This is a genomic window from Amycolatopsis sp. NPDC051373, assembly GCF_040689465.1.
In the GTDB taxonomy this organism is placed as follows: Bacteria; Actinomycetota; Actinomycetes; order Mycobacteriales; family Pseudonocardiaceae; genus Amycolatopsis.
Window position 1 is genome coordinate 1 of record NZ_JBFBAE010000009.1, and the last position, 23,227, is coordinate 23,227.

Genomic DNA, 23,227 nt, shown 5'->3' on the forward strand with positions numbered 1-23,227 from the left:
GAAGGGTTGTGGGAGAGTAGGACGCCGCCGAACTTACTTAGAGTAGGCCCCGGTCGAGAATCTTCACGGTTCTCCCGGGGCCTGACTCTATTTCCAGACCCTTTCGACCGGCCGGCTCATCTAAGACGGGTGATCGGCCGGCTCACCACGGGAGACGAGAAGACCAGCGAAGTCGTCGTCTCGCCGTAGCGCTGGGCGCGCTCCACGAAGGTCTCCAGCTCGCCCGTCGAACGGCAGCGCACGCGCAGCAGCCAGCATTCGTCGCCCGTGATGTGGTCGGCAGCGACAACCTCGGACAGGGGCAGAATCGTCGCGCGGAACCGTGGGCCGTCGAGGCTGCGGACGCGCACGCGGACCATCGCCTCGATCGGCAGGCCCAGCTTGGACGCGTCGATGCGAGCGGCATAACCCGTGATCACCCCGCGCTGCTCGAGCCGGCGCACTCGCTCCGTCACGGCGGGGGCGGACAGCGACACCCGCCGGCCGAGTTCGGAGAACGTGAGGCGGCCGTCGGACTGCAGGAGTTCGATCAGCTGCCAGTCGACGGTGTCGAGGTCCACGAAATGGTTCACAGAACAAACTCCCGGCAGAGCGCGGCCCGAACGAGGAAATCCCAGGCTAACCAACCCGATCACCAGGGTTCGGCTCTGTGGCGAACACCCAGCGCCAAGCGACGATTGACCCCATGAAACCCCGCATCCTCCAGTTCGAGACCCCGGCACCGAACCAAGCCGTCACCTACTTCGGGCGCGAGCTCGGCTTCGAGGTCGACCCCGTCGACCTGGCAGAAGACCTCGCCGCGGGCCGCACCGACGGGTACGTCCTGGCCGAGACCCGCGGGGCCGAGGCGTACGCGAGCGCGCGCATCCCCGGTGCCATCCACCTGCCCTACAAGAACATCACCGAGGACAGCACCCGCGACCTCGACAAGAACCTCGTCTACGTCTGCTACTGCGAAAGCATCCACTGCAACGCCGCCACCCAGGGCGCGCTCCGCCTGTCTGCCCTCGGCTTCACGGCGAAGCGTCTCTCCGGCGGCATCACCACGTGGCAGAACGCCGGCTACCCCACCGAGACCGCGCACCTCACCCCACTCCGTACCCTGGAGAGGTGACACGTCTGCTGATCATCCAACCCGACGTCGGCGACCCCCTCGGCCCGCTCGGTGACTGGCTGACCGAGGCCGGCGCCGAGCTCGAGGTCCGAAACCCACCGGAGCACGAGCTGCCCGCCGACCTCGACGGCTACGCGGGCGTCGTCTGCCTCGGCGGCGGCATGGGTGCCCTGGACGACGAGCGCCACCCGTGGCTCGCCGACGTTCGCAAGCTGCTCGGCCAGGCCACCGGCAAGCAGCTCCCGACGCTCGGCATCTGCCTCGGCGCGCAGCTGCTCGCCGCGGCCACCGGCGGCCAGGTCGTGGTCGGCGAGGACGGGCCCGAGGTCGGCCCCGCGCTCGTCTCCAAGAAGGACGCCGCCTGGACCGACCCGCTGTTCGCCGACCTGCCGCTGATGCAGGACGTGATCCAGTTCCACAACGACGTGATCAAGCGCCTCCCGCCCGGCGCCGAGCTGCTCGCGTCCGCGCCGCTGTACCAAAACCAGGCGTTCCGCCTGCGGCGCTGCGTCTACGGCGTGCAGTTCCACATCGAGACGACGCCGGACCTCGTGCGCCGCTGGGCCGAGGACGAGCCCGAGATGGCGGAACTCACCCGACCGGGTGCGCTCACGCCGGAGAGGCTGATCTCTGTGCACGCGGACATCGCCGAGACTTGGCGGCCGTTCGCGCACCGGTTCGTTCGATTGGCCGCCGGGGAGCTCGACGCGGCGGCGGAGAGTCAACACACATTGCCGCTCGCTTAACGGATGATGCACGGATCACTAACGCAGCGTTGACGATTCACTCGATCGGTCGGGTACCTTGCGAGAGATGCTCCCGTAGGTATGGAGGACCGGGGTGGATCCCTCGCTAGTGGTCGTCGTCGTCATCGGCACGGCCCTCGTCTTCGACTTCACCAACGGCTTCCACGACACGGCCAACGCGATGGCTACCTCCATCGCCACGGGCGCGCTCAAACCGCGGGTCGCGGTAGCCATCTCGGCGGTGCTGAACCTCGCCGGTGCGTTCCTGTCGGTGGAGGTCGCGAAGACGATCTCGAGCGGCCTCGTCGACGACACCAAGATCGGACCGTCGATCGTCTTCGGCGGCCTGATCGGGGCGATCGTCTGGAACCTCGTCACCTGGTACGTCGGCCTGCCGTCGAGTTCGTCGCACGCGCTGTTCGGCGGCCTCATCGGCGCCACCTGGGTTTCGGCGGGCGCCGACTCGGTGCACTTCGGCAAGATCGTGGACAAGGTCCTCGTGCCGGCCGCCGCGTCGCCGATCATCGCCGGCCTGGTGGCGGCCGGCTTCACGTATCTGGTCTACAAGCTGTTCGTCCGCAAGCGCGGCGGACGCGGCTTCCGCGTCGGTCAGATCTTGTCCGCGTCGCTCGTCTCCCTCGCGCACGGCACCAACGACGCCCAGAAGACCATGGGCGTGATCACCCTGACGCTGGTCAGCGCCGGCGGCCTGCCCGCGGGCTCGGCGCCGCCGATCTGGGTGATCATCAGCGCTGCGTCGGCCCTCGCGCTCGGCACGTACCTCGGCGGCTGGCGCATCACGCACACGCTCGGCAAGGGCCTCACCGACATCGAAGGCCCGCAGGGCTTCGCCGCCCAGACGAGCAGCGCCGCCGTGATCCTGCTGTCGTCGCACTTCGGTTTCCCGCTCTCGACCACGCACGTGTGCTCCGGCGGGATCGTCGGCTCGGGTGTCGGCCGTCGCGAGGCGCCGGTGCGCTGGCGGATGGCCGGGCGCATGGTCGTGGCCTGGCTGTTCACGCTGCCGGCGGCCGCCCTCGTCGGCGCGGCCGCGGGGAAGCTCGCGTCGCTCGGCACGGCGGGGACCATCGGCGTCGGTGTCGTGGGCATCGCCATCGGCGTCGGCATCTACGTGCTCTCACGCCGCCGGCCCGTCACCGCGCACAGCTTCCAGGTGCCGGAGCCCTCGGCCGCCGACACGGAACCCGACCGCCTCGCCGCCTGAAAGTGAACGCGTGCCTGCCTGCTCAGCCGACGCGGATCCGGCTACGGTGAAGGAGATGGCAGAGCGCGCGCGGACGGCCGCATCGGCGGCCCGGTACGGCTTCACCGACGACAAGGCCGACGCCCAGTTGCGTGCGGCGGGCTGGTGGGACGCCGCGGGACCGGTCGAGGGCACCGCCGACGTGCTCGCGGCCCTCTCGCGCGCCGCCGACCCGGACCTCGCGTTGCAGGGCCTCGACCGCATCCGCGAGGCCGACGAAGGCGCGTGGCCCGAGCTGGACCGGGCCCTGCGCGACAACCGGACGTTTCGCGGCCGCCTGCTCGGGGTGCTCGGCACGTCCACCGCGCTAGGCGACTTCCTCGCCGCCAACCCCGGCGAGTGGCACTGCCTTGTCGACCACCGCTGCACCGTGCCCGAGCAGTTCGCCGATCGGCTGTGCGACGACCTGCGCCAGGACGACGGCACGTACGTCACCGGTCTGGCCGCCGAGCAGGCACTGCGGACGGCGTACCGGCGGCTGCTGCTCGGCATCGCGGCCGTCGACCTCGGGCACCTCGTGGAGGAGGGGCTCGACCACCCGTCGTTCAAGGACATCACCCACCAGCTGACGCTTCTGGCCGAGGCCGCGCTGAAGGCGGGCCTCGCCGTGGCCGAACAGGAGGTTGGGGCGAGTGCCGAGGGCGCGCTGGCCGTGATCGCGATGGGCAAGACCGGCGGGCGCGAGCTCAACTACGTGAGCGACGTCGACGTGATCTTCGTCGGCGCCGGCGACCTCGGCGTGGCGACGCGGCTGGCCAGCACGATGATGCGGGTGGTCGGCAAGGCGTGTTTCGAGGTCGACGCGGCGCTGCGACCGGAGGGCAAGAGCGGCGCGCTCGTGCGCACGCTCGAGGGACATACGGCGTACTACCAGAAGTGGGCGAAGACCTGGGAGTACCAGGCGCTGCTCAAAGCGCGCCCGGTCGCAGGTGATGCCGGGCTGGGCGAGGAATACGCGGAGATGGTCGCCCCGATGGTGTGGGCGGCCGCCGATCGCGAGAACTTCGTGACCGAAGTGCAGCAGATGCGCCGGCGCGTGGAGGACCACGTCTCCGCGGCGCACGCCGAGCGCGAGCTGAAGCTGGGCCGCGGCGGGCTGCGTGACGTCGAGTTCGCTGTGCAGCTGCTGCAGCTCGTGCACGGGCGCGTGGACCCCGAGCTGCGCTCACCGTCCACAATGGAGGCTCTGGCGGCGCTGGGCGAGGGCGGATACGTCGGGCGCGCGGACTCGGCCGAAATGGGGACTTCGTACGAGTTCCTGCGCACCGTCGAGCACCGGCTGCAACTGCGCCGGCTGCGGCGCACGCATCTGTTCCCGGAGTCGAACGACACCGACGAGCTGCGCATCCTCGCGCGCGCGTGCGGGATTCGCGCGGTGCGCGGGCGGAGCCAGGGCCAGGAGCTGCTCGCCGAGTTCCGCCGCCACGCGCAGGGCATCCGGCGGTTGCACGAGAAGGTCTTCTACCGTCCGCTGCTGCAGTCGGTGGCGAACGTGCCGACGGAAGCGTTGCGGCTCACGACAAAGCAGGCCGCGAGCCGGCTCGCCGCGCTCGGGTACGCGGCGCCGGAAGGCGCGCTGCAGCACATCAAGGCGCTGACTTCGGGCGTGTCGCGGCGCGCGGCGATCCAGCAGGCACTGCTGCCCGTGCTGCTCGATTTCCTCGCCGACACACCGGATCCCGACGGCGGGCTGCTGTCGTACCGGAAGGTGTCCGAGGCGCTGGAGGACACGCCGTGGTACCTGCGCGTGCTGCGCGACGAGGGCACGGTGGTGGAGCGGCTCGCGTTCCTGCTCGGCACGTCGAAGCTGGTGCCCGACCTGCTCGTGCGTGCGCCGGAAGTGTTGCAGCTGCTGGGAGAACCGGCTCGGCTGACGGGGCGGAAGCCGGCCGAGGTGGCGACGTCGTTGCGGGCGGCCGTCCGGCGTCAGCCCGGGTTGAACGCGGCGGTGGCGGCAGCGCGTTCGTTGCGGCGGCACGAGTTGCTGCGCGTGGCGTGTGCGGATTTGCTGGGGTTGCTGGACGTTCCGGCCGTGTGCGAGGCGCTGTCGAGTGTGTGGGTCGCCGTGCTGCAGGGTGCGCTGGCCGCGGCGTACCGGAAGCGGCAGGCGGAGCTGGGACGCACGCCGGCCACCGTCGCCGTGATCGGCATGGGCCGGCTCGGCGGCGCGGAGTTGGGCTACGGCTCGGATGCCGACGTGCTGTTCGTCTGCGAGCCCGCGGAAGGTGTGTCGGACTCCGACGCGGTGAAGTTCGCTTCGTCGGTGGCCGAGACCGTGCGCAAGATGCTGGGCGCGCCGAGCTCCGACCCGGCGCTGGTCGTCGACGCGGACCTGCGGCCGGAGGGACGCAGCGGGCCGCTGGTCCGGACGCTGGAGTCGTATCGCGCGTACTACCAGCGTTGGGGCGAGGTCTGGGAGGCACAGGCGCTGCTGCGCGCGCGGTTCATCGCCGGCGACGAGGAGCTGGGCGAGCGGTTCATCACGATGATCGACCCCGTCCGCTACCCCGAGGGCGGCTTGGACGCGACGAAGGCCCGCGAGATCCGCCGCATCAAAGCGCGCGTGGAAACCGAGCGGCTGCCCCGCGGCGCCGACCCGACGCGCCACACCAAGCTCGGCCGCGGCGGGCTGGCCGACGTCGAGTGGACCGTGCAGCTGTTGCAGCTGCAGCACGCACACGAGCAGCCGAGCCTGCGCACCGCGTCGACGCTCGACGCTTTGACGGCGCTCGCGGAAACGGGTCTGGCGCCCGCGGAGTCGGTCGACTACCTGCGCGAGGCGTGGCTGCTGGCCACGCACGTGCGCAACGCCGGGATGCTCGTGCGCGGCAAGGCCGTCGACGAGGTGCCCGGCTCGGGCCGGGACCTGGCCGCCGTGGCGCGCGTGTTCGGCTACACCGTGGACGACGACCCGGGCGAGTTCCTCGACACCTACCGCCGCGTCACACGCCGCGCGCACGCGGTGGTCGAGGAGCTGTTCTACGAGACCTAGCTTTCACCGAGATCTAGAGTGGGCGCGTGACCGATCGCGAACCGTTCCGCACCCGCATCAAGGTGCGCCATTACGAGCTCGACTCGCTGGGCCACCTCAACCATGCCGTCTACCACTCCTACGGCGAGGTCTCGCGCATCGAACTCTTCGAATCCGCGGGCGATTCCCGGCTGCGCGAGGAAAACCTCGCGCCGGTCCTGCTGGAGTCCCACATCGTCTACCGCCGCGAACTCCGCGGCGGCGACACCGTCGACGTCACCTGCGACGCCCGTTTCGGCGACGGCAAGGTCTTCTGGATGACCTCCCGCATCCTCAAACTCGACGGCACCCTCTCGGCCGAGATCACCTGCACGGTAGGCCTGATGGATCTGGAGGCCCGCCGCCTCGTCGACGACCCCCGCGGCCGCTTCGAACGCGCCGGCCTGAACCTCAAGGTCCTCTCGACGGGGGAGCAGTGACTTCCTGGCTGTCGGATATCCGCGCCTCCTACGACACCGTCGCCCCCAGCTACGCGGCCCAATTGCGCGACACCCTCGCCGGCAAGCCGCACTTGCGCTCCTTGCTGGGCCTCTTCGCGGAACTCACCGACGGCCGCGTCGCCGACATCGGCTGCGGCCCCGGCTGGGTCACCGCCCACCTGCGCACCCTGGGCGTCGACGCCTTCGGCCTCGACCTCTCACCCGCGATGATCGCCTTCGCCCGCAGCGCCCACACCGGCGTGCCGTTCGCCGTCGGTTCGATGACGGACCTCCCCGTCCCCAGCGGTTCGCTGGGCGGCGTCCTCGCCTTCTGGTCCCTCATCCACATTCCCGACGCCGTCCTGCCGACGGTTCTGACCCATTTCCACCGGGCCCTCCGCCCCGGCGGCGTGGCCCTGGTCGGTTTCCACTCGGCGACGTGACCACGTGCAAAACCTCCGGCTACGGCGGCCACCCCATGCACGTCCACATCCACCGCCGCCGGCCCGCCACCATGTCGGCTTTCCTGCGCACCGCGGGCTTCACCATCGAATCGGAGACGCTCTTCGACCCGGACGCCCGAGTTCCGGTCGCGGTGGTCATCGCGCGGGCAGGTCAGTCCCAGTAGTTGAAGAGTGCCTCGCTTGGCGCGACTACGGCCGGCACTGCGGATTTGCGGTCGCTGAGCTCGGCCGTCAGTCCGCGCGCATCCCTCGCCACACGAAGTCCACGAGACTTTCCGTGGCCGCCTTCCAGTCCTCGTCCGGGCGGAGCAGCAGCAAGCCCGCCATGGCGCGCATCACCGTGTCCACCGAGATGTCCGGGCGGACGGTGCCGGCGGCGATGTTGGCCTTCAGCAGGGTGTCGAGGGCGTCGACCAGGGATTTGTACGCGTGGGCCGGCAGTTGGGCGCTGCTCGAGGCCGCGCGCAAGGCCGTGGCGAGGCCGCGTTTGGTGATCAGGTAGTGCGCGAGGTGCTCGCTCGCCCACACGCGGAACGCTTGTTCCGGCGGGCACCGCTCCAGCAGCGTCGGCACGACGTTCACGAGCTGGCACACCTCCCGCTCGTACACGGCGAGGATGAGGTCGGCCACGGTGGGGAAGTGGCGGTACACGGTGCCGACGCCGACTTCGGCCTGCTTCGCGATGGCGTTGAACGAGACCTCGCCCGAGCACGCGAGCGACTGGGCCGCGACGGCGAGGATGCGCTCGTGGTTGCGCCGGGTGTCCGCACGTCGCGGGCTGACCGATCCCGTCGACATCGTTCCTCCCGTTCCAGCCGGCGTCTTCCCTGCTCAGGACTGTAGTGCAGGGCTTGGAGCAGCTCCAGGACCTGCACCTCGTTGCGAAGCGGATAGTAATCCGATAACCTCGAAACGCGAGTCTGAGCGGATGACTATCCGCTAGCGTACCCGGCGCTCGCGTTCCGAGTGGCCGGCTTCTCCCACCACAACCCCATCCTGCGGGAAAGAGTTCCAGTGGACATCTCCCTCGAAATCAATGGACGCGTCGAACAGCTCGCCGTCGAACCCGGCGTCACGCTGCTCGACGCGTTGCGCGAACGCCTGGACGTGACCGGCCCCAAGAAGGGCTGTGACCGCGGCCAGTGCGGCGCCTGCACCGTGCACGTCGACGGCAAACCCGTCCTGTCGTGCCTCACCCTCGCGGCCACCGTGCGCAGGCCGGTCACCACGGTCGAAGGTCTGTCCACTGAGGACGGATTGCATCCCGTGCAACAGGCGTTCGTGGACCAGGACGCGTTGCAGTGCGGCTTCTGCACGTCCGGGCAGGTGATGTCGGCCGTCGCCGCCGTGCGCGACGACATCGCGGACGTCCGCGAGTACATGTCCGGCAACCTGTGCCGCTGTTCGGCGTACCCGAACATCGTGGCCGCAGTCGAGCAGGCCGCCGAGCAGGCAAGGCGGGCCGATGCGACCGTTTGAGCTGACCGCGCCCACCACTGTCGAAGACGCGCTCGACGCGTCCGGAACCTTCCTCGCCGGCGGCACCACGCTCGTCGACCTGATGAAGCTCGACGTCCTCACCCCGCAGCGGGTGCTGGACATCAACGACCTCCCGCTGCGCGGCATCGACACCACTGACGGCCTGCGTTTCGGGGCTCTGGAACGAATGGGCGACATCGCCGCGCACCCCGGCGTGTACCCGGCGATCTCGCGCGCGCTGCTGCTGAGTGCTTCGCAGCAGCTGCGGAACATGGCCAGCATCGGGGGCAACCTGATGCAGCGCACGCGGTGCTCGTACTTCCGCGACGTCACTATGCCGTGCAACCGGCGCGACCCGGGCAGCGGTTGCTCCGCGCTGGCGGGCGTCAACCGCATGCACGCGATCCTCGGCACCAGCGACTCCTGCGTGGCGACACACGCCAGCGACGTCGCGGTGGCGCTCGTCGCGCTGGATGCCGAGGTGGAACTCACCGGCAAGACCGGCAAGCGCACGGTGAAGCTCACCGATTTCTACCGCACACCAGGCGAAACACCGGACGTGGAGAACGACCTGCGCCCCGGCGAGCTGATCACCGAGGTGCGCGTGCCGCGGCTGGACTGGGCCGAAAACTCCACCTACGTCAAGGTTCGCGACCGCCAGTCGTACGAGTTCGCGTTGGCGTCGGCGGCGGTGGCGCTGGACGTGCGGGATGGCGTGATCGCCGACGCGCGGGTGGCCGTCGGTGGGGTGGCGACCGTTCCGTGGCGGCTCACGGCGGTGGAGGAAGCGTTGCGGGGCAAGCCTGTCACGCAGGAGTCGTTCGAGCAGGCAGCTTCTCTGGCCGCGGAAGGCGCGCGGCCGCTGGCGTTCAACTCGTTCAAGGTGTCCCTGGTGAAGCGCACCGTCGTGCGCGCGCTGCTGGAGCTGACCGAAGGGAGCCGTCGATGACTGACAGGCTCGACGCGCCGTTGAAGGTCACCGGGCGCGCGAAGTACGCGATGGACCACAACTTCCCGGGCATGGCCTACGGCTACGTCGTGGTCAGCACTGTGGCCCACGGCCAGGTCGAGAGCATGGACTCCGATGCGGCGAAGAAGGCGCCGGGCGTCCTCGCCGTCTACACGCCGTTCGACCGGTTGGACCTGCGCACGCCGCCGGTGTCGCCGATCATGGGCGAGACCTGGGTGCCGCTGCGCAACACCGACGTCGACTACTACGGGCAGCCGATCGGGTTCGTCGTCGCGGAGTCGTTCGAGCAGGCGCGCGACGCGGCCATGCTGGTGGACGTCACGTACGACGAGAAGCCGGCGCTGGTTTCGTTCGACGAAGGGCTCGCCTCGGCCGAGGACGCGCCGGAGTCGCGCGGGAACCCGCCTCAGATCGAGGTGCTGGCCGACGACGTCGAGTCCATTGAGGACGTGTTCGCCGCCGCGCCGTTCGTGGTGGACCACGCTTATCGCACGGCCACGCAGAACCACGCCGCGATGGAGCCGCACTCGGCCGTCGCGGTGTGGGACGACGGCGAGCTCACGGTCTACACCGGCAACCAGGGCAGCAACCTCATCGCCATGGAGCTCGCCGGCGCGCTCGCCCTCGACGTCTCGGCCGTGCACGTGATCAACCCCTACGTCGGCGGCGCGTTCGGCGGCAAGGGGCGCACGTCCACGCCCGCGTTCCTCGCGGCCGCGGCGGCGAAGGAGCTGGGCCGGCCGGTGAAGGCGGCGCTGACGCGCGAGCAGGTCTTCACGGCGACGGCCACGCGAGCCGCGACGCTGCAGAAGGTCACCATCGGCGCCGACGCCGACGGCACGATCCTCGGCCTGCGCCACGACTCGTGGTCCAGCACGGCGATGGACCGGTCGTTCGTGGAGCCGACCTCGCACGGCACCTCGCGCGAGTGGTACGCCACGAAGAACCTGTCCATCAGCCAGAAGATGGTGCCGCTCAACATCCCGCCGACCACGTTCATGCGCGCGCCGGGTGAGGCGCCGGGCTCGTTCGCGCTGGAGAGCGCGATGGACGAGCTGGCCGTGGCGCTGGGCATGGACCCGATCGAGCTGCGCGTGCGCAACAGCTCGCTCGCCCCACCCGGCAAAGACCTGCAGTGGTCGAGCAAACACCTCGACGAGTGCTTCGCCGTCGGTGCGCGCGAGTTCGGCTGGTCTCCGCGGCCGCAGGGCCGCGTCGACGGCGACTGGCTGGTCGGCGTCGGCATGGCGACGGCGATGTTCCCCGCCCTGCGCTTCCCCGCGACGGTCGGCATCACCCTTAACGCGGACGGCACCGCCGAGGTCGCCACCAGCGGCGCCGACCCGGGAACGGGCCTGCTGAACGTGATGTCGTCGGTCGGCGCGGAATCGCTGGACCTCGTGCCGTCCCGGATCACCCCTCGGCTGGGCGACTCCAAGCTCCCCCCGGGCGGCATGTCCGGCGGCTCCACGGCGACGGCCAGCGTCGGCACCGCCATCATGCTCGCGGCGAGCGAGGTCCTCGACGCGCTGCTGGCTCTGGCTTCCGCGCCGGGCGCCCCCTTCGCGGGCCAAGAGGTGACCTACGCCGACGGCCACATCCACAGCGACACGGACACCATGCCCTTCGGCTCACTGCTGCGCGCCGTCGGCCGGGATTCCTTGTCCGCCACGGGTTCCTCAGCGCCGGGCGAGGAGCTGACCAAACACTCGTTCAGCTCGTTCGGCGCCCAGTTCTGCGAGGTCCGCGTCCACCGCCTCACCGGCGAGGCCCGCGTCTCGCGCCTCCTGGGCGTCTTCGACGGCGGCCGTATCATCAACGACAAGCTCGCCCGCAGCCAAATCAAGGGCGGCATGATCTGGGGCGTCTCCGCGGCGCTGCACGAGGCTCTCGAGCTGGACACCTGGGGCCGCTTCGCCACGGGCGACTTCGCGAGCTACCTCCTGCCGGTCAACGCCGACATCCCCGACATCGACGTCCACTTCGTCCAGTACCCCGACACCTTCCACAACGCCGTCGGCGCCCGCGGCATCGGCGAAATCGCCACCGTCGGCGTCGCCGCCGCCATCGCCAACGCCATCTACAACGCGACCGGCGTGCGGGTCCGCCACATCCCGATCATGGTGGAGGACCTGCTGGTGGACTGAGCTTTTCGGCGGGGGCGTGAAAATCGGGACGGCGGCTGGGGTTTCCCCTCGGCCGCCGTCCCGCGCGTTCTATGGGGCCGTCGGTTCAGGGCCGCCCAGCACACGTCGCGGTACAGCGACTCCGCCGCGCGGACCTGCTCCTTTGTGGCCGAACGCCCTCAACGTCACCGGCTCTTCCGCTTCCCCCGGACCTTTCGAGACGGCCGTGGCATTCCGGCCAGCGGGTGCACAGTCGCAAGCCCAGACCGCCGTTTGGTGAATATCTCCCGCAGCTCCGCTATCCCGGGCTCGTTCGGATGGCCGCAGGCCAGCAGTTCCGCAGTCAGGCTGCGAGCCTCGTCGGGAGGGATCGCGGCGAGGGCGTCGGCAATGGCGTCGGGGCCGCCGACCTCAAGCAGGAGGATGAACTGCTCAGCCATGGCACACAGTCTTTCCTCGTCGCTGAGCTCCTCCACCGCGAGCTCTCCGTTGCCGACGAGGATCTGCACGACGATCGGGCCCAGCTGCCGGTCCTGACGCAGACCCCGCAGGAACGTGGAACCGTCGGGAATGGCCTGGGTCAACACGTCGAGCGTTGCGCCTGCGCGCGAACGGAATGGGCAGTTGCGGATGGCGTCCAGCAGCAGAGACAGACCACGCTCCAGACCACCGTGGGTGTCCAGCCATCCGGCGAGTTCCGCTTCCGCCGTCTCCGGGGTGTAGTGCTCGGTGAGCGCACCCAGCAGCCCGGCGGGTTCGGCGTTGGACAGCTCCCCGACCAGCGGCGCGTGGCGGCCCGCTTCAACCAGGCGGGTGCGTACCGCCCGAGCGGCGAGTGGCGTCAGGGTCATCAGGTCCACGGCGCCGGCGGAGAGCGCGGACCGCAGGCGATCGGCTGCATCCGGCGGGAACACGTCAGGTCCGTCCCGTCCGAGGTCCGCGCCGAAAATTGGATCGGGGTCACCGGTCGTGAGTTTGACCGCACCGAAGTCGGCGAGCGTGGTAAACAGCCGGCGCAGGTCCGCGAGGACTCCCTCGCGCCACGCCGTCTCGGTCGTCTCATCCAGCTCGTCGAGGTAGAACGCTTCGCCAAACGACAGCCAGACGCTCTCTTCGAGCCGGACCACCGGAATCGGTTCGGGAAAGCTGTAGAGGGTGTTGAGGACGTCGGGTAGCACTTCGTCGATGATGCTGCCGAGCATGAAGGTGTACTCGGGTACCCAGCCACGCCCGCGCCTGACGAGGTCGGAGGAGGGTAGTGCGTCGAACGCTGCGGTCCAGAGTGCCAGGCCTTCGCGCAGCAGCCGCGCGTTCTTCTCCACCCGTACCAGCTTGCCCTTGATCACCCGGACTACGCGGATCTTCTTGGCGAGCTCGACCAGACTGGCCAAGACGGGCAGATCGGCGCTGCTCTGGGTCCGATAGGTCCGGTCCCCGATCCTCGGATCGAGCTCGTCGCCGGTGTCCAGCAGTGTCACGAGCTCGCGTGCATCAGCCAGTTTGAGGTTGCCGGTCGGTGTCAGCGCTCGTCCGTTGCCAGCCCATTCGACCAATGTGCGCAACCAGGTGACGACCGGCGTCTGCTCGGCGGCTGCCGCGAGTTCTGCATCGGGGGGAAGCGATACCGGAAGCTGCGCCATTGCTCGTTCGGGCCGGCTGTCACCGGCGAGGACGTGTCGCGCGGCGATCTCGCTGAGCACCTCGTCGTCGTAGTCGACCCGGCCCTCGCGGACCTCGTTGACGAAGCTCTCCATGGCGGTTTCGTCAGCGGGATCGATTCCGTGCCGGAACGCGTTCATCACCCAGAATTTGGACACGCCGAAGTTGCGTTCATCGGCCATTGCCGCAGCGAATTCGGCGCCGGCTTTCGTCACAGCCGCCTCGAGATCCGCCAGTGGATCACCGGTCGGGTCGGCCAGTCCGGTCGCGTGCAGATAACGCAGAAGTAGCCGCAGGCCTTCCGGGACATGGGCCGAGTCCTCTGGGGTGGCCGACAGCGTTCGAGGCGTGTGCGACAGCAGAAATTCCTCGACCAGGCCGGTGGTCCAGTACCCCAGGCGTCCGTCGACGCTGTAGTGCCGGAACTCCAACGCCGCTTCCAGCGCCACCGGATCGACGTCCTCGTGCTCTGCCCAGGCCGCGCAGCGACGTATCAGCAGCGCCTTGGCCGCTTCGAACGCGTCGGTGTCTTCAAGCTCGAAATACGTGCGCATCGCGGTCTCACGGTCCTCGCTGCACGTCGCGGAAGGCGTGCCAAAGGAAGGAAGTTCGGGATAGTCGCTGTACGGCTGGTCTTTGAAGCGGCGGAAAGCGGGCATCCGCGATCTCACCGAGGTCGAACGTGTCCAAAGCGAGCACAAGCACAGCCTAGGGGCTGAGCCCCGACCCATCGCGAAGGAGCAGCAGTGGCACGCGGCATCGTGGAGGAAGTCCCCTGAAGCGCTCGGCGTTCGCGTCGTGACAGCGAAAAAGTCATGGCCCGCCGACGGAGCGTCGGCGGGCCATGACTTCGCGTTCAGACGGCCTGGGAAGTGGCCTGCCAGCGTTTCCGCTGGTCAGGACATTGTGCGGACTTCCAGGATCACACGTCGTAGTAGAGCGAGAACTCGTACGGGTGCGGACGCAGCCGCAGCGGGTCGATTTCGTTTTCGCGCTTGTAGGAGATCCAGGTGTCGATCACGTCGGGCGTGAAGACGCCGCCCTCGAGCAGGAAGTCGTGGTCGGCTTCCAGGGTGTCGAGGACCGTGCCGAGGTCGCCGGGAACGAGCTTGACGTTCTTGGCCTCCTCGGGCGGGAGCTCGTAGAGGTCCTTGTCGATGGGCTCCGGCGGCTCGATCTTGTTCTTGATGCCGTCGAGGCCGGCCATCATCATCGCGGAGAAGGCCAGGTACGGGTTGCCCGACGAGTCCGGGCAGCGGAACTCGGCGCGCTTGGCCTTCGGGTTGTTGCCCGTGATGGGGATGCGGACACACGCCGAACGGTTGCGCTGCGAGTACACCAGCGAAACCGGGGCCTCGAAGCCCGGCACGAGGCGGTGGTACGAGTTCACCGTCGGGTTCGTGAAGGCCAGCAGGCTCGGCGCGTGCTTGAGCAGGCCGCCGATGTAGTGGCGCGCCGTGTCGGACAGGCCCGCGTAGCCGGACTCGTCGTGGAACAGCGGCAGGCCGTCCTTCCACAGCGACTGGTGGCAGTGCATGCCCGAGCCGTTGTCGCCGGCGAGCGGCTTCGGCATGAACGTCGCGGTCTTGCCGGCGGCGAACACGGTGTTCTTCACGATGTACTTGAACAGCTGCAGGTCGTCGGCAGCGTGCAGCAGCGTGTTGAACTTGTAGTTGATCTCCGTCTGGCCGGCGGTGCCCACCTCGTGGTGCGCGCGCTCGATCTCGAAGCCGGAGCCCTGCAGCTGGCGGACGATGTCGTCACGCAGGTCGGCGAAGTGGTCGACCGGCGGGACGGGGAAGTAGCCGCCCTTGAACTTCGTCTTGTAGCCCTGGTTGCCGCCGACCTCGTCGGTGCCGGTGTTCCACCAGCCCTCGACGGAGTCGATCTCGTGGAACGACGCGTGCTCGGCCGAGTCGAAGCGCACGGAGTCGAAGATGTAGAACTCCGCCTCCGGGCCGAAGTACACGTTGTCGGCCACGCCGTACTCGGCGATGTACTGCTCGGCCTTGCGCGCGATGTTGCGCGGGTCGCGGCTGTAGGCCTCACGCGTGAACGGGTCGTGCACGAAGAAGTTCAGCGAGAGCGTCTTCGCCTTGCGGAACGGGTCGATGCGCGCGGTCTCGGGGTCCGGCAGCAGCAGCATGTCGGACTCGTGGATCGACTGGAAGCCGCGGACGGACGAGCCGTCGAAGGCGAGGCCTTCCTCGTAGGCTTCGAGGTCGAAGGCCTTCGCGGGCACCGTGAAGTGCTGCATCACGCCCGGCAGGTCGCAGAACCTGACGTCGATGGACTCCACCTTCTCGTCGGCGATCAGGCGCTGGATGTCGTCTGGAGTAGTGGGCACCCTCGGTGACTCCTTCTTCGATCGAGCTCGCTCGGCAGTACTCTCTTCGGCTCACGCTAAGAGTGCGGTGTTGCCCGACCGTCACCCGTATGTTTCACACACGTTAACGGGTGGCGTGACACGCGCCATCCGACCAGGGCGGATGTGGTGTGCGCCACCGGCATACCCTGGACGGGTGGCGAGATGGACGGGCGAATGGCTCCCCGGGACTGGCAGCGGCCCGGGCTCGGAAAACCGAACCGCGCCGAAGTGGCCCGGTGAAACGTTCGGTCTGCCCGAATCGGGCGTCGGCTCCGTCGCCGGCTTCGGGTCGCGGCTGTTGGCGCTGGTCATCGACCTGGTCCTCGCGGGCCTGATCACCACGCTTTTCGTGCGCTACGACGTGCAGGACGTCGCCGCGATGCAGACGTTCAACCGGTGGGCCGGCGTCGTCTGGGCCGTCATCACGACCGTGCCGGCGATGTTCTTCGGCTTCACGCCGGGCATGGGCGCCGTGGGCGTGCGCGTCGCGCGCCTCGACGGCGCCACGATGGTCGGCCCCTGGCGCGCGGTGTTGCGAATGGTGCTGACGGTCGTGATCGTGCCCGCCCTCGTCCGCAACACCGACGGCCGCAGCTGGCTCGACCGCGTGACCGGCACCGTCGTGATCCGGATGCGCTGACCGTCCCCGAACAAAAAGGCCTCCTGCTCAGCGCGAGCGGGAGGCCTTTTCAGCGGTAAGAGGGTCAGCGTCGGCGGATCGTCCGCTGCACGTTGCGCATCTTCGCGCCGGCCGGCATCGGGCCCTTCGGCATCGCCGCGCCGCGGTTGCCGAGCGCCGCGAGCTTGGCCTCCAGTGCGTCGACCTGCGGCGGCTTGAGGTTGCGCGGCAGCTTCATCAGCGTGCTCTGCAGCTTCTTGAGCGGGATCTCGTTCTCGCTGTTGCCGATGGTGTAGTCGTAGATCGGGGTGTCGCCGATCAGGCGCGACACCCGCTTCTTCTCCTGCGAGAGCAGGGCCTTCACGCGGTGCGGCGCGCCCTCGGCCACGAGGATCACGCCGGGCGCGCCGAGCACGCGGTGCACGGCGTCGAGCTGCGTGGTCGCGGCGACGGTCGGCGTCACGCGCCAGCTGCCGCGCATGTTCTCCAGCGCCCACGCGCCGGCGCCGGGCTGGCCGTCGGCCTTCGTGTACACGGTCTTCTGCACGCGACGGCCGAAGATGATCACCGCGAGCAGCACGCCCAGCACGATGCCCAGCGGCAGCAGCGCCCACTGCACGTTGAAGATGAACCCGACACCGAACAGGACGCCCGCGACGACCACGATCGAGCCGGCCATCCAAGGAATCAGCATCGGGTCTTCGCGGCGTTGCATCTTGAACGCCTCGAAGAGCTGCCCGCGCCGCGCCTTGCCGGCCGCGCGCTTCTCCTGCTTGGCCAGCTTGGCCGCTTCCTTGTCCTGCTTTCCCGCCATCTGACCAGGATACGGCCGCGTGCCCTGCCACGAATCCCTCGGCCCCCTCTGCGAGGATCGAGGGGTGGCAAGCGCATCGTCTCCGAAGAGTCGCCAGGGCCTGCTCGACGGGCTGGATCCCGAGCAACGAGCCGCCGCCTCCGCGCCGCGCGGGCCCGTCTGTGTTCTCGCCGGCGCCGGCACGGGCAAGACGCGCACGATCACGCACCGCATCGCGCACCTGGTCGGCGCAGGTCACGTCTCCGCCGGGCAAGTACTCGCCGTCACCTTCACCACGCGCGCGGCGGGCGAGATGCGCACGCGGCTACGCGGACTCGGCGTCGACGCCGCGCAGGCGCTCACCTTCCACGCCGCCGCGCGCCGGCAGCTGCGGTACTTCTGGCCGCGCGTGGTCGGCGACCGGCCGTGGGATCTCGTCGACAACAAGTTCCGGCTCGTGGCGCAGGCCGCGCAGCGCGCGCGGCTGAGCACGGAGACGGAGGTGCTGCGCGACCTCGCGAGCGAGATCGAGTGGAGTAAGGCCTCGCTCGTTTCGCCCGACGACTACCCGGCCGTCGCCGCGCGCACGCAGCGCGACACCCCGGCGCCGGTGGCGCAGGTCGCGCAGGTCTACCGGCTGTACGAGGAGATCAAGAACTCCGCGCAGGTCCTCGACTTCGACGACCTGCTCCTGCACACCACCGCCGTGCTCGAAGAACACGAAGCCGTCGCCGTCGAGTTCCGCGATCGCTACCGCTGCTTCGTGGTCGACGAGTACCAGGACGTCACGCCGTTGCAGCAGCGCCTGCTCGACGCGTGGCTCGGTGGCCGCGACGACCTCACCGTCGTCGGCGACGCCAACCAGACCATCTACTCCTTCGGCGGCGCCTCGCCGCGGCCGCTGCTGGAGTTCACGCGACGCTTCCCCGAGGCCACCGTCGTGCGGCTCGAGCGCGACTACCGGTCGACGCCCGAGGTCGTCGGGCTGGCGAACCGGGTGATCGGCGCGGCGCGCGGGCGTCCGGCGGGGTCGCGGCTGAAGCTCGTCGGCCAGCGGCCGCCGGGGCCCGAGCCGCGCTTCGCCGAGTACGAGGACGAGTCGGCCGAAGCGGCGGCGGTCGCGCGGCGCGTGCGCGAACTGCTGGACGGGGGAGTGTCGGCGAGCGAGATCGCTGTCCTGTTCCGCGTGAACGCGCAGTCGGAGGCCTACGAGCAGGCGCTGTCCGAGTCCGGCATCCCGTACCTCGTGCGCGGCGGCGAGCGGTTCTTCGCACGCGCCGAGGTGCGGCAGGCGATGTCGGCGCTGCGGGTGGCGTCGGCCGATCCGACGTCGCTCGACCTGGTGACGGCGGTGCGGTCGGTGCTCGCGCGCGTCGGGCTCACCGAGCAGCCGCCCGCCGGCGGTGCGGCGAAGGAGCGGTGGGACGCGCTGCTCGCGCTGGTGGAGCTGGCCGAGGAGCTCGCGGCGAGCGTCGCCGACGCCGACCTGCCGCGGCTCGTCGCGGAGCTGGAGCAGCGCGCGGCGGCGCAGCATCCGCCGACGGTCGAGGGCGTCACGCTGGCGTCACTGCACGCGGCGAAGGGCCTGGAGTGGGACGCGGTGTTCCTCGTCGGCCTGTCCGAGGGCACCATGCCGATCCTCCACGCGGGCGACGACGAAGCCGCGATCGAGGAGGAACGGCGGCTGTTCTACGTCGGCGTCACCCGGGCGCGGGAGCACCTGTCACTCTCGTGGTCGCTGTCGCGTACGCCGGGTGGCCGGCGCAACCGTCGCCGCAGCCGCTTCCTCTACGGGCTGATCCCGGAGGACCACCCGGCCGCCCGCGTCGCGCGGTCGCAGCAGACGTCGTCGGCGCCGGGTTCGAAGACGGCGCGCTGCCGGCTCTGCGGCGGGCCGCTGCTGCAGACGATCGAGGTGAAGCTGGGGCGGTGCTCGAAGTGCCCGTCCACAGTGGATGAAGGGCTGCTGGAGAAGCTGAAGACGTGGCGCGGCGAGCGTTCGCGGGAGCTGAAGGTGCCGGCGTTCGTGGTGTTCACCGACGCGACACTCATGGCCATCGCCGAACAGCGACCGACCGACGACGGAGCGCTCGTGTCGATCTCCGGCATCGGCGCGACGAAGCTCGAACGCTTCGGCGCGGAGGTGCTCGACGTGGTTCGCGCCTCGATGCGGTCTTGACCGCGTCCGCACCCTGATCGGTGCGGCGAACCCGCTGCTCGCAGGCGATCTTCGTAGCTTCGGAGAGTTTTCGGGAAAATAAGTTGCCCCGGTGTGCGAGGGGCAATAATCTGCTCGTACCCGGGTGGGAAGCCCCCGGTCTGGGGATTCACATGACGCGCGCCGCCTCGGGTGGCGAACGTCCGGACAGCGGAAGGTGGTGCCGGTGAAATGATCAGCAACATGATGCTCTCGAACCCTGGCACCGGTCTGTCCGGCTGCGGTCTCATCCCCGCTTCGCGCCAGGGTACCGGTGTGTCCACGAGCGCCCACTTCGGCGGATTCCGTCGGATTGACGAGCGTACGTGGACCGCGGTTGAGGTCACCCTGGCCAACGCCGCCCTCGTTGGCGCGTACCCGCAGGTTGACGTCGATCTGCCGACCATCAAGCAGTTCCGTGTTCCGTTGTCGATACGGGAGCGAAGTTCCTGACCTAGTCAGGACACGAGGCTCACGAAGGCCGCGGAACCGGTAACCGGATCCGCGGCCTTCGTGTTTTTTTGGCTGCACAACCCCCACGAGGAACAAGTTGTCCAGTTCGATCGACAGTCCCAAAACCACCGAAACGACAAGAAGGAGCACGGAAATGTCGTCCGCCATCGCCTTCGCCGAGGGCTTCGACCTCGGTATCGGCGACCTGCTCGACGGGGTTGCCGCCCCTGAGCTCGACCTGCCCTGCCGTTCCCGCGACGCCGACCTCTGGTTCGCCGAGTCTCCCGCCGAGCTCGAGCGCGCCAAGGCCCTGTGCGCCGACTGCCCCGTCCGCGAGGCCTGCCTCGCGGGTGCCCTCGCCCGGCGCGAGCCTTGGGGCGTCTGGGGTGGCGAGATCTTCGAGCGCGGTGCCGTCATCGCGCGCAAGCGGCCCCGTGGCCGCCCGCGCAAGAACGCCGCCCTCGAGCCCGCCGCCGCAGCCCGGAGCGCCGCCGCATGACCGTCGAACTCATCACCATCCGCGACTACGAAGCGCGCACCCGCGAACCCGACCGCGCACACCCGCTACCCGAACAGCTCGATACTCAGGAGACCAGCGAAATGTTGCTTCACGAAGAACTGTCCCGGGCCCGAATACGGGACTTCTACCAAGAATCCCAAGCGCTGCGCCCCTGGCGCCGCGCCCGAGCCGCCCGCCGGTGGTCCCGCCTCGCCCGCTGGGCGGCGGATCGCTCGAAGAGGTTTGAGGACTGAGTGATCTTCGGGGTCGTTGAGGCTCTGAAGCGTTGAGACCTTTGAGGCCTTCGAAGTCCTCGGTTTGTTGTCTGTGTGGAGGGCCGGTCACCCATGTTGGTGACCGGCCTTCCGGCATTTCCGTTCGACGGATGCCGCCGCCGGTTTGTCGGTTCGGTTCCGGTGGGGCTTCGGGTGTTGAATGAAGTCGTGTCCGCTCATACGCACGACCACATCGACTGGGCCGACCGGCTGACTCAGCTCCGCACGGCCGACGCCCTCGACGCCAACGCCCTTTCGGCCATCGCCCGGCGGCTGGTCGCCGCCCTGCCCCCGACCCCGACGATCGTCGACCTCGGCTGCGGCGCGGGCGGCATGAGCACCCACTTCGCCCGCGCCCTGGCCACCCACGGCGGCGGCACCCTAGTCCTCGTCGACGCGACGCCGGAGCTGCTCGCCGAAGCCGAGAAGTCGGTCCGGGCAGCCGTCGACACCGCCTCGAACAGCGCCGGTGCGGCCGATGTGCAGGCCGCGCGCGGCGACGTTGTGGGCACTGGTTCGGCAGGACGCCGGCCGGCGCCGGATGACCGCGTGGACGGTGGTTCGACCAATGCAGCCTCCGGTGCCGTCGAGGTTCGGGCGGTGCGGGGTGATCTCGCGGATGCCGGGCTGCCCGGGTCGCTGCCGGCGGCGGATTTGGTGTGGGCGTCGCGCGTGGTGCACCACTTGCCGGACCAGCAGGAGGCCGTGGGGACGGTCGCGGCGGTCGCGAAGGCGGGCGGGCTGGTCGCGCTGGCCGAGGGCGGGCTCGATTTCCGTTGCCTGCCTTGGGATTTGGGCGTCGGCAGGCCCGGGCTCGAGGACCGGCTGCTCGCCGCGCAGGCCGAGTGGTTCATCGGCATGCGCGAGGGGATCGAGGGAGCCGTCGCGATGCCTTACGGCTGGTCCGTCGCGCTGGAGCGCGCCGGGCTCACCGACGTCGACTCTTTCGGCGCGCTCGTGCACCACCCCGCTCCGGGCCCCGCCATGCTCGCGGACTACGTCGTCCACCGCGTCGCCCGCATCTTCGAGTTCGGCGGCGAGTACCTCACCCCGGACGACCGCGAAACGCTCACCTCCCTCCTCGACCCGAACAGCCCCCACCACCTCGCCGCCCGCCGCGACCTCTACCTCACCGGCGCGAAGACCGTCCACTGTGGACGCCGCCCGTGACCGCCCCGGACCCCACCTGCTCCCGCTGCGGTCACACCCGCTCCGCCGAGCCCGACCCGCTCGCCGCGCTGTCCTGGGTCTCGACCAAGGACAACGGCCGCGCCCAGTGGCTCTGCGCGACCTGCGCCCGCGACCACGTCCGCGACATCGAAGCCAAACTCCCCGACGAGTACTGGTGACCCCTCGGGTGGCTCTCACCTTCGTTTCGCTGGTTGTCGGGCAGTGCCGCTCTGGCAGCGCATCGACGTGGAGCTGACTCGGGGAGCTGTTGTCGGAGGCGCTGGCACCGCCGTCGCCGCCTGGACCTTCCAGGGCGGCCGGCGATCGGCAGGTCAGCTCGGCGGTGCGCGCGTGGTGTTTGGCCCGGCCGCCCGTGCTTTGCGGGGAGGCTCGGCACGGCCCTCGCTCCGTGCGAACCTCCGGCAATGCCCCGCGTGGCCGGAGTGATCGGCGTGCGGACCTCTGGCAAGGCTCGCGTGGCCCGAGTGACTGGCCTGCGCACCTCAGGCGATGCCCGCGTGGCCGGAGTGGCCGGCGTGCGAATCGCAGGCCATGCCCGCCTGGCCGGCCGGCGTGACGGGCGCGCGTCGGCCAGTCCCGCCGTGGGTGGTCACCCCGGCGTCATGCGGCTGTCTCCCGGCGGTGCACCGCGCGGACCTTCGGGCGGGGTGTACGGGCGGCCTGGGTGTAGGCGCGGACCAGTTCGTGGGTGATGTCGGCCGGGGTGTCGTTGAGTTGGCGGGGCGTGCAGCGCACGAGGACGGTGCCGGTGGCGGTCAGCGCGAGGTGGCTGAAGTCGGTGGGGCCGGCGGCCGTGCGGTAGCGCCAGGCGAGGCCGACCTGGTCCCACCAGGCGTCGGCGATGCCGATGCGGCGGCCGCGCAGGTCGCAGACCGTGACGTTCCACTGGGGGGACGGCAGGGGAGTGTCGCGGAGGAGGCGCAGGGCCTGGCCGTGGGTGAAGGTTTCGCGGTCGTCCAATCCCCGCAGCACGGCGCGGACCGCTGACGACCCGCGTTGGTTGCCGGCGTTCAGCTCGGCCAGGAGTTCGGTGCGGTCGCACAGGCCCCAGAACAGCGGGAGCGTTGCCAGGCGCTCGACGGCCTTCGGATCACTCTCTCGGCGCGCCAGGTCCAGGGCGGCGCGCGGGGCCCCGGCGTAGGGGAGGCCGTCGATGATCACGGGCTCGGGCATGCGGGCGGTGCGGTAGGTCAGGACGCCGGGTTCGGAACCCGGGCGACGGTAGTGCGGCAGGAGCAGGTGGATCTCGCCCGTGAGCGGGTGAGTGACGCCGTGGGCGCGCAGCGCGTCGGTGCCCGTGATGATGGCGCCGGGGCCGTAGCGCGCGATCGTGGCGTGCAGCAGCTGTAATCGGGTCGGCGGTTTGTCCTGGATCACGAACACGCCGGGGTACACGCGGCGCCACGGCCCGCCCGGCCGCGCCAGCCTGGCGGCTCTTCGGCTCGAGATCCCGGCGCTGCGCAGTTTCTTGAGGTCGATCACGCCGACCGACGTGGAGTCACGGTGAGCCACGTCCCTGATGCTTGCGGTAGTCGTCATGGTTCGAGGATGACCGCTCGG

The 23,227-nt window shown here is 69.8% G+C and carries 23 protein-coding genes; 17 read left to right on the forward strand and 6 right to left on the reverse strand.

Annotation, left to right across the window (positions count from 1 at the left end):
• Positions 1-116: 116 nt before the first annotated feature.
• Positions 117-560, reverse strand: a complete 444-nt coding sequence (locus AB0383_RS17755) for an Lrp/AsnC family transcriptional regulator (RefSeq protein ID WP_366188071.1) — start codon at positions 558-560, stop codon at positions 117-119.
• A 125-nt stretch (positions 561-685) separates the two neighbouring features.
• Here AB0383_RS17755 and AB0383_RS17760 point away from each other — a divergent pair, with 125 nt between their 5' ends.
• From AB0383_RS17760 to AB0383_RS17790, 7 genes are all read left to right on the forward strand, one after another.
• Complete coding sequence (locus AB0383_RS17760) at positions 686-1,114, forward strand: rhodanese-like domain-containing protein (protein WP_364180535.1); 429 nt, start codon at positions 686-688, stop codon at positions 1,112-1,114.
• Positions 1,111-1,860 (forward strand): type 1 glutamine amidotransferase, encoded by a 750-nt coding sequence (locus tag AB0383_RS17765; protein WP_366187903.1) that lies wholly within the window; start codon positions 1,111-1,113, stop codon positions 1,858-1,860. The genes AB0383_RS17760 and AB0383_RS17765 overlap by 4 nt, the downstream gene beginning before the upstream one ends.
• Positions 1,861-1,954: 94 nt before the next feature.
• Positions 1,955-3,085, forward strand: a complete 1,131-nt coding sequence (locus tag AB0383_RS17770; RefSeq protein ID WP_364180538.1) for an inorganic phosphate transporter — start codon at positions 1,955-1,957, stop codon at positions 3,083-3,085.
• A 55-nt stretch (positions 3,086-3,140) separates the two neighbouring features.
• Positions 3,141-6,116 carry a bifunctional [glutamine synthetase] adenylyltransferase/[glutamine synthetase]-adenylyl-L-tyrosine phosphorylase gene (locus tag AB0383_RS17775; RefSeq protein WP_366187904.1) on the forward strand — a complete coding sequence of 992 codons (2,976 nt, stop codon included), beginning with the start codon at positions 3,141-3,143 and terminating at the stop codon, positions 6,114-6,116.
• Positions 6,117-6,142: 26 nt separating this feature from the next.
• Positions 6,143-6,574 (forward strand): acyl-CoA thioesterase, encoded by a 432-nt coding sequence (locus tag AB0383_RS17780; protein WP_360588187.1) that lies wholly within the window; start codon positions 6,143-6,145, stop codon positions 6,572-6,574.
• Positions 6,571-7,017 carry a class I SAM-dependent methyltransferase gene (locus tag AB0383_RS17785; RefSeq protein ID WP_366187905.1) on the forward strand — a complete coding sequence of 149 codons (447 nt, stop codon included), beginning with the start codon at positions 6,571-6,573 and terminating at the stop codon, positions 7,015-7,017. Before AB0383_RS17780 ends, AB0383_RS17785 begins: the two co-directional genes overlap by 4 nt.
• Positions 7,014-7,202, forward strand: a complete 189-nt coding sequence (locus AB0383_RS17790; protein WP_366187906.1) for a hypothetical protein — start codon at positions 7,014-7,016, stop codon at positions 7,200-7,202. The genes AB0383_RS17785 and AB0383_RS17790 overlap by 4 nt, the downstream gene beginning before the upstream one ends.
• Positions 7,203-7,269: 67 nt before the next feature.
• On the opposite strand, the gene AB0383_RS17795 is transcribed toward AB0383_RS17790, so the two are convergent.
• Complete coding sequence (locus AB0383_RS17795) at positions 7,270-7,836, reverse strand: TetR/AcrR family transcriptional regulator (RefSeq protein WP_364180545.1); 567 nt, start codon at positions 7,834-7,836, stop codon at positions 7,270-7,272.
• Between the two features lie 216 nt (positions 7,837-8,052).
• Between AB0383_RS17795 and AB0383_RS17800 the strand changes: the two genes are divergently transcribed.
• From AB0383_RS17800 to AB0383_RS17810, 3 genes are read left to right on the forward strand one after another with little or no spacing between them, the layout of a single operon-like run.
• Positions 8,053-8,517: a (2Fe-2S)-binding protein gene (locus AB0383_RS17800; protein ID WP_366187907.1), complete on the forward strand. Its 465-nt coding sequence runs from the start codon at positions 8,053-8,055 to the stop codon at positions 8,515-8,517.
• The gene (locus AB0383_RS17805) at positions 8,504-9,466 is read left to right on the forward strand and encodes a xanthine dehydrogenase family protein subunit M (protein WP_360588193.1); all 963 of its coding nucleotides are present in this window, start codon (positions 8,504-8,506) and stop codon (positions 9,464-9,466) included. Before AB0383_RS17800 ends, AB0383_RS17805 begins: the two co-directional genes overlap by 14 nt.
• The gene (locus AB0383_RS17810) at positions 9,463-11,634 is read left to right on the forward strand and encodes a xanthine dehydrogenase family protein molybdopterin-binding subunit (protein WP_366187908.1); all 2,172 of its coding nucleotides are present in this window, start codon (positions 9,463-9,465) and stop codon (positions 11,632-11,634) included. The genes AB0383_RS17805 and AB0383_RS17810 overlap by 4 nt, the downstream gene beginning before the upstream one ends.
• A 164-nt stretch (positions 11,635-11,798) precedes the next feature.
• On the opposite strand, the gene AB0383_RS17815 is transcribed toward AB0383_RS17810, so the two are convergent.
• Both AB0383_RS17815 and glnA read right to left on the reverse strand, forming a co-directional pair.
• On the reverse strand, positions 11,799-13,931 hold the full coding sequence (locus AB0383_RS17815; RefSeq protein WP_366187909.1) for a hypothetical protein: 2,133 nt from the start codon (positions 13,929-13,931) through the stop codon (positions 11,799-11,801).
• 263 nt (positions 13,932-14,194) lie between these two features.
• Entirely contained in the window at positions 14,195-15,619 is a 1,425-nt protein-coding gene (glnA, locus tag AB0383_RS17820) for a type I glutamate--ammonia ligase (RefSeq protein WP_364180551.1), read from the reverse strand.
• 175 nt (positions 15,620-15,794) lie between these two features.
• Here glnA and AB0383_RS17825 point away from each other — a divergent pair, with 175 nt between their 5' ends.
• Complete coding sequence (locus AB0383_RS17825) at positions 15,795-16,280, forward strand: RDD family protein (RefSeq protein WP_366187910.1); 486 nt, start codon at positions 15,795-15,797, stop codon at positions 16,278-16,280.
• A 64-nt stretch (positions 16,281-16,344) separates the two neighbouring features.
• On the opposite strand, the gene AB0383_RS17830 is transcribed toward AB0383_RS17825, so the two are convergent.
• Complete coding sequence (locus AB0383_RS17830; protein WP_220246559.1) at positions 16,345-17,073, reverse strand: DUF4191 domain-containing protein; 729 nt, start codon at positions 17,071-17,073, stop codon at positions 16,345-16,347.
• Positions 17,074-17,137: 64 nt separating this feature from the next.
• Here AB0383_RS17830 and AB0383_RS17835 point away from each other — a divergent pair, with 64 nt between their 5' ends.
• The 6 genes from AB0383_RS17835 (at position 17,138) to AB0383_RS17860 (ending at position 21,825) form a co-directional block, all read left to right on the forward strand.
• Positions 17,138-19,231 carry an ATP-dependent DNA helicase UvrD2 gene (locus AB0383_RS17835; RefSeq protein ID WP_366187911.1) on the forward strand — a complete coding sequence of 698 codons (2,094 nt, stop codon included), beginning with the start codon at positions 17,138-17,140 and terminating at the stop codon, positions 19,229-19,231.
• A gap of 210 nt (positions 19,232-19,441) precedes the next feature.
• The gene (locus tag AB0383_RS17840; RefSeq protein WP_364180557.1) at positions 19,442-19,702 is read left to right on the forward strand and encodes a hypothetical protein; all 261 of its coding nucleotides are present in this window, start codon (positions 19,442-19,444) and stop codon (positions 19,700-19,702) included.
• 154 nt (positions 19,703-19,856) lie between these two features.
• Positions 19,857-20,201, forward strand: a complete 345-nt coding sequence (locus AB0383_RS17845; protein ID WP_255638685.1) for a WhiB family transcriptional regulator — start codon at positions 19,857-19,859, stop codon at positions 20,199-20,201.
• Complete coding sequence (locus AB0383_RS17850; protein WP_366187912.1) at positions 20,198-20,455, forward strand: hypothetical protein; 258 nt, start codon at positions 20,198-20,200, stop codon at positions 20,453-20,455. The genes AB0383_RS17845 and AB0383_RS17850 overlap by 4 nt, the downstream gene beginning before the upstream one ends.
• A gap of 189 nt (positions 20,456-20,644) precedes the next feature.
• Positions 20,645-21,646 (forward strand): methyltransferase domain-containing protein, encoded by a 1,002-nt coding sequence (locus AB0383_RS17855; RefSeq protein WP_366187913.1) that lies wholly within the window; start codon positions 20,645-20,647, stop codon positions 21,644-21,646.
• The gene (locus AB0383_RS17860; protein ID WP_366187914.1) at positions 21,643-21,825 is read left to right on the forward strand and encodes a hypothetical protein; all 183 of its coding nucleotides are present in this window, start codon (positions 21,643-21,645) and stop codon (positions 21,823-21,825) included. The genes AB0383_RS17855 and AB0383_RS17860 overlap by 4 nt, the downstream gene beginning before the upstream one ends.
• A gap of 442 nt (positions 21,826-22,267) precedes the next feature.
• On the opposite strand, the gene AB0383_RS17865 is transcribed toward AB0383_RS17860, so the two are convergent.
• A complete protein-coding gene (locus AB0383_RS17865; protein ID WP_364180567.1) occupies positions 22,268-23,206 on the reverse strand; it encodes a hypothetical protein in 939 nt (312 codons plus the stop codon).
• Between the last annotated feature and the right edge of the window lie 21 nt (positions 23,207-23,227).

Excerpts from the sequence above, each read along its gene's own strand:
- AB0383_RS17760 (WP_364180535.1), top strand. The coding sequence starts at position 686 with ATGAAACCCCGCATCCTCCAGTTCGAGACCCCGGCACCGAACCAAGCC.
- AB0383_RS17840 (WP_364180557.1), top strand. The coding sequence starts at position 19,442 with ATGATCAGCAACATGATGCTCTCGAACCCTGGCACCGGTCTGTCCGGC.
- AB0383_RS17795 (WP_364180545.1), bottom strand. The coding sequence starts at position 7,836 with ATGTCGACGGGATCGGTCAGCCCGCGACGTGCGGACACCCGGCGCAAC.
- AB0383_RS17775 (WP_366187904.1), top strand. The coding sequence starts at position 3,141 with ATGGCAGAGCGCGCGCGGACGGCCGCATCGGCGGCCCGGTACGGCTTC.
- AB0383_RS17845 (WP_255638685.1), top strand. The coding sequence starts at position 19,857 with ATGTCGTCCGCCATCGCCTTCGCCGAGGGCTTCGACCTCGGTATCGGC.
- AB0383_RS17815 (WP_366187909.1), bottom strand. The coding sequence starts at position 13,931 with ATGCCCGCTTTCCGCCGCTTCAAAGACCAGCCGTACAGCGACTATCCC.
- AB0383_RS17810 (WP_366187908.1), top strand. The coding sequence starts at position 9,463 with ATGACTGACAGGCTCGACGCGCCGTTGAAGGTCACCGGGCGCGCGAAG.
- AB0383_RS17805 (WP_360588193.1), top strand. The coding sequence starts at position 8,504 with ATGCGACCGTTTGAGCTGACCGCGCCCACCACTGTCGAAGACGCGCTC.
- AB0383_RS17830 (WP_220246559.1), bottom strand. The coding sequence starts at position 17,073 with ATGGCGGGAAAGCAGGACAAGGAAGCGGCCAAGCTGGCCAAGCAGGAG.
- AB0383_RS17865 (WP_364180567.1), bottom strand. The coding sequence starts at position 23,206 with ATGACGACTACCGCAAGCATCAGGGACGTGGCTCACCGTGACTCCACG.
- AB0383_RS17850 (WP_366187912.1), top strand. The coding sequence starts at position 20,198 with ATGACCGTCGAACTCATCACCATCCGCGACTACGAAGCGCGCACCCGC.